Source organism: Candidatus Cloacimonadota bacterium (assembly GCA_020532355.1).
Lineage (GTDB): Bacteria > Cloacimonadota > Cloacimonadia > Cloacimonadales > Cloacimonadaceae > UBA5456.
Map to the genome: position 1 here is coordinate 1 of JAJBBD010000110.1, position 4,474 is coordinate 4,474.

6 protein-coding genes are annotated in these 4,474 nt (G+C 42.5%); 4 read left to right on the top strand and 2 right to left on the bottom strand.

The window, feature by feature from the left end; genetic code table 11:
• Nucleotides 1–152 precede the first annotated feature (152 nt).
• Both trxB and LHW48_03890 read right to left on the bottom strand, forming a co-directional pair.
• Nucleotides 153–1,121 (bottom strand): thioredoxin-disulfide reductase, encoded by a 969-nt coding sequence (gene trxB, locus LHW48_03885; GenBank protein MCB5259598.1) that lies wholly within the window; start codon nucleotides 1,119–1,121, stop codon nucleotides 153–155.
• Nucleotides 1,122–1,127: 6 nt separating this feature from the next.
• On the bottom strand, nucleotides 1,128–1,766 hold the full coding sequence (locus LHW48_03890; GenBank protein ID MCB5259599.1) for a thioredoxin family protein: 639 nt from the start codon (nucleotides 1,764–1,766) through the stop codon (nucleotides 1,128–1,130).
• Between the two features lie 281 nt (nucleotides 1,767–2,047).
• On the opposite strand from LHW48_03890, the gene LHW48_03895 reads away from it, so the two are divergent.
• The 4 genes from LHW48_03895 to LHW48_03910 all read left to right on the top strand — a co-directional run.
• On the top strand, nucleotides 2,048–2,605 hold the full coding sequence (locus tag LHW48_03895; protein ID MCB5259600.1) for a hypothetical protein: 558 nt from the start codon (nucleotides 2,048–2,050) through the stop codon (nucleotides 2,603–2,605).
• Between the two features lies 1 nt (nucleotide 2,606).
• The gene (panB, locus tag LHW48_03900; GenBank protein ID MCB5259601.1) at nucleotides 2,607–3,410 is read left to right on the top strand and encodes a 3-methyl-2-oxobutanoate hydroxymethyltransferase; all 804 of its coding nucleotides are present in this window, start codon (nucleotides 2,607–2,609) and stop codon (nucleotides 3,408–3,410) included.
• Between the two features lie 23 nt (nucleotides 3,411–3,433).
• Complete coding sequence (locus tag LHW48_03905) at nucleotides 3,434–4,048, top strand: hypothetical protein (protein MCB5259602.1); 615 nt, start codon at nucleotides 3,434–3,436, stop codon at nucleotides 4,046–4,048.
• Nucleotides 4,049–4,052: 4 nt separating this feature from the next.
• The coding region (locus LHW48_03910; protein ID MCB5259603.1) for a response regulator at nucleotides 4,053–4,474 on the top strand (422 nt) is incomplete at its 3' end.

Consider the following 4,474-nt stretch of genomic DNA (forward strand, 5'->3'; position numbering starts at 1 on the left):
GTTACTGAGTTTGCAAGGGAAAGGATCACTACCTAAATCCGGATCAAAAATCACGGTTCCGGGGTAGTAACATTCCAATCCGGTGATAATACGATCTTGTAATACAGAGCTTAATCCATCCAGTACAGTTTGCACTTCAGGCAGTTCTGGCATTAGACATTCTCCATGTTTTCCAGGTATTTATGGATGTTATACGCTGCCAATGCTCCGTCGCCTACGGCAGTAGCAACCTGACGCAAAGTCTTGGCTTCCGCATCTCCCGCCGCCCATACGCCTGGCGTGGATGTTGCATGATTTCTATCTGTTACAATGTAACCTCCATCCAGGGCAATTTGGTCCTTGAATATTTCAGAATTGGGATTTGAGCCGATAAAAACGAATACTCCATCTACCGGTAATTCGCTTTGCTGGGCAGTAACGGTGTTTTTCAGCTTAAGTTTGCGGCTTTCACCACCAAAATCGATCTCTTCCACTATAGTATTTGTGATTAGCTCTATCTTGGCATTTGCCTTCACCCTTTCAATAATGATGGGATCTGCACTAAAGCCTTCCCGGCGATGGATGATGAATATTTTTGCTGCATACTTGGCAATAAAGAGAGATTCCTCAAATGCTGTATTTCCTCCCCCTATCACTGCCACTGTTTTCTCTGGATAGAAAGGACCGTCGCAAGTGGCACAATAAGAAACTCCCCGCCCCGAAAATTCATTCTCTCCAGGAACACCTAACTTGCGTGGTGAGCTACCGGTTGCGATAAGCACAGTGCGGGCTTTCCAAGTATTGGCATTGGTAACTATCTCTTTTATTTCTGGGCTCAAACTCACTCTCTGTACAGATTCATTCACGATCTCCAAGCCAAAAAACTTGGCTTGATTCTCCATGTCTTGAGCGAGCTTTTTGCCTAAAACAGGCTCGGGGAAACCGGGATAGTTTTCTACCCACTCGGTTGCAGTAAGTTGTCCTCCAGCTACAGGAGCCTTCTCAATAAGCAAGGTTTTAAGCTTATAGCGGGCTGCGTATAAACCGGCGGAAAGCCCCGCAGGGCCTCCACCTATTATTATAAGATCGTATTCTTGCTCGTTATCGACTTCGGCAGAAAAACTGAAATTGAAGTCTAACATGATAATCTACAACGATTCTTCGATTTTGGCGATGATCATTTGCTCAGGAGCAGCTCCTTCCTGATACCAGTTTTCGTTGATAGTAGTGCGAGGAACACCTTGAACTTGGTACTTTTGGGCAAGATGTGGGAATTCGGATACCTCTACCATATCGGCTTTCACATTGTTGCTATAAAAAGCCATCTGATGAGCCAGGATAACCGCTTGTGGGCAATAGGGACAGGTTGGAGTTACAAACACTTGCATATGCACAGGCTTGCTGAGCTTATCTAAAAACTTCTTTGTGTCTTCGCCCAGCTTGACCATGCCGGTTGAAACCATCAGAATTGCTGAAAGCAGAGAGCTAAACTCATATCCTGCTGGAATCCCGTAAAAGCGGATACCATAATCCTTTTCGCCTATTATAGCAATTGCCGGAATCTTATCCACACCGTATTTATCCACGGCCTCCTTATCGCTTTCAAATTGATGAACTTCCAGTTTTAGTAAGCTATTTGTGCTTACCAGCTCTTCCAAAAGCTGATGAGTCTCCTTGCAGTATCCGCATTCAAAAGATTGCGTAAATAACACCAAATGCACTTCATTTTTCATATTTTGCAAAGCTTTCTTAACTTCGCCTATTACTTTATCGTCGAGAATTGGCATTTGATTCTCCTCCTGTTTATGTGATTATGCTAAACAATATAATGAACAATCGTTATGTGGCAAATCTTTCTTATAATACTCTTTTGTTGTTAGTAATTCTCCAGCGCTTTTTTTAGCGTGGATTAGTTGCTCTCTTTAAGGCAATCAATCTTCAAGCAAAGCTAGCATTACTTTGTATCTTGCGTAAATAAGGCTTTGATTGTAGCCCCAATCAGTTTATATTATTCTAAGAAAGATAAGCATCCAAAGAAAAAGGTTGACTAAGCCTTTGGAGGTAAAAAATGTGTCCTAATAATCAGTATACAAAGAGCATCGCATTAGCTCGTACAAATAGTTACAAGGTAAGTCGGACCTTCTTCCGCCTGCTACTTCTTTTTGTTTTTACCACCATGTTAGTAAAGCTTCCTGCTCAAAATATGAGTGAGGACTATCTGGCGGTAAAGAATTGGAAGATGCCCCAAGAGGCAAAGTCTTTGAGTGAATTGAAGGCACAGGACAAGCTTTTATATTGGGGAGAGGAAGCCTATTCAGGCTGGATCTACGAGTTGTATCCGGAAGGCGAACTGATGCGAGCTGCCCAATATGAGAATGGCAAGCAACACGGTTTGAACTTGCTGTGGTATCCGGATGGGAATCCACAGATGAGCGCAAATTATCGAAACGGTGCTCTGCATGGTCGCTTTTTGGGCTGGTATCAAAATGGTTTTGTGATCTACGATATGTTTTTAAACAGAGGAACATACGCTTCAGACAATCTGGTGGATTCTGACGATCGCCAGCAAGAAGAAGCTGAAATATATGAAAGAGAAGGTAGTACCGATGACGGGACAAGTGAATAAGATGCATAGCACACAAGGCTTTGCTCTTATGAAACAGAAAAAGCAGAAGATTACAATGATCACGGCGTACGACTATGCCGAAGGCAGTGCCGTGGCGGCTACAGATGTCGATGTGATTTTGGTGGGAGATTCTTTGGGGATGGTTGTTTTGGGCTACGAAAGCACGTTAAAAGTAACTATGGAAGATATGATTTCACATAGTGCAGCAGTACGGAGAGGTGCGGCGCAAAAATTTATAATTGCGGATATGCCTTATATGAGTTATCATCTGGAACCGAAGGAAACAAGGATAAATGCTTCCAGACTGGTGCGAGAGGGTATGGCAAATTCGGTTAAATTGGAAGGGGGGTCTCAATCTCGCTTACAGGCAATTAGAGATATCGTAGACATGGAGATTCCTGTTTGTGCGCATATTGGTCTCACTCCCCAATCAATCTTGCGTTTTGGCGGTTTTAAAGTGCAAGGGAAATCTGAAAAAGCTCATGAAGTAATACTACAACAAGCGCGGGAGACCGAAGAAGCAGGCGCATTCATGTTGGTTTTAGAAGGTATTCCCGAAATATTGGCTAAAGAGATCACGGCATCTTTAAGCATCCCCACTATTGGTATTGGCGCCGGTAGATATTGTGACGGTCAGGTTTTAGTATATCACGATATGTTGGGCTACAGTAATATGCTGCCCAAATATGTAAAACAGTATAGCCAGCTCAACCGGATAATTCCGGAAGCAATCAATCAATACAGTCGTGAAGTTCGCACAGGAGCGTTTCCCACTCGTGATCACACCTACTATCCCATAGACTAAATGTATTTATAAAAGGAATAAAAATGTCATATCAACGCACAGAAAATATGAGCCCAGATGAGAAATTCAGCGCTATAGCCAATCTAAAGGAAAAGCTTGAAGATAACTTCGTAGCTTTGGGCGAACTTCTTAGTGAGATCAAGCGCAGTAAACTATATCGCTTCAAAGGGTATGAGAGTTTCAAGGATTTTGTGGAAGCCGAATATCAGCTATCAGGTTCTCTTGCTGGAAAACTTGCTCAAACCTTTGATCTCTATGTGGAAGAAATGGATGTGGACGAAACCAGCATCAAGGAGATAGGTTTTGAACGCTTACAGTTAATAAAGCCTATGGTGCAAAAAGCGGATTGGGATGAGCGCGATCATTGGCTAGGCAAGGCCTCTGATACTCCTACAAACGAGTTGCGGAGTGAAATCAAAGAGCTAAAAAAGAAAGAAAAAGAGAATGATACTGACCTCAAGAAGGTCTTTATAGATCAATATTTGGAGAAGATGACAACATGGTTCAATTGCTCAAAAAGTGAGCTAAATTTCAAGCTCGCTCTTTACTTTCAGGAAGGCGATCTGGATGAAGTTAAAAAAGTTGTGAAAGAACGCCAACGTGCCTTCGAACAGGAAATCCAAATGAATAAGGAGTAAACTCATGAAATTAATGAGAATCCTCTGGGTAGATGATGAAATTGATCTACTAAAACCCTTTGTGCTCTTCCTTGAGGAGAGAAACTATACAGTGGACACCTGTAATAATGGTGCCGACGCCATTGAGAAAGTAGTAGAGAATAAATATGACCTGGTGATACTGGATGAGATGATGCCCGGTTTGGACGGCTTGGCTACGTTGCAAGAAATTAAGCGGATAAACAGTGCTATGCCCATCATAATGGTAACCAAGAGTGAGGAGGAGGGTTTAATGAACAAAGCCATTGCTTCTCAGATCTCTGATTATCTAATCAAGCCCATCAATCCTTCTCAGATAATTATGGCAATTAAGAAGATATTCCAAGCCGATGAGATCAAAGCCAACGAGATTGGCCAGCAGTATTCGCAATATGTCGCCAAACTCAA

Coding starts and splice junctions, on each gene's coding strand:
- trxB (MCB5259598.1), bottom strand. CDS start 1,121: ATGTTAGACTTCAATTTCAGTTTTTCTGCCGAAGTCGATAACGAGCAA.
- LHW48_03890 (MCB5259599.1), bottom strand. CDS start 1,766: ATGCCAATTCTCGACGATAAAGTAATAGGCGAAGTTAAGAAAGCTTTG.
- LHW48_03895 (MCB5259600.1), top strand. CDS start 2,048: ATGTGTCCTAATAATCAGTATACAAAGAGCATCGCATTAGCTCGTACA.
- panB (MCB5259601.1), top strand. CDS start 2,607: ATGCATAGCACACAAGGCTTTGCTCTTATGAAACAGAAAAAGCAGAAG.
- LHW48_03905 (MCB5259602.1), top strand. CDS start 3,434: ATGTCATATCAACGCACAGAAAATATGAGCCCAGATGAGAAATTCAGC.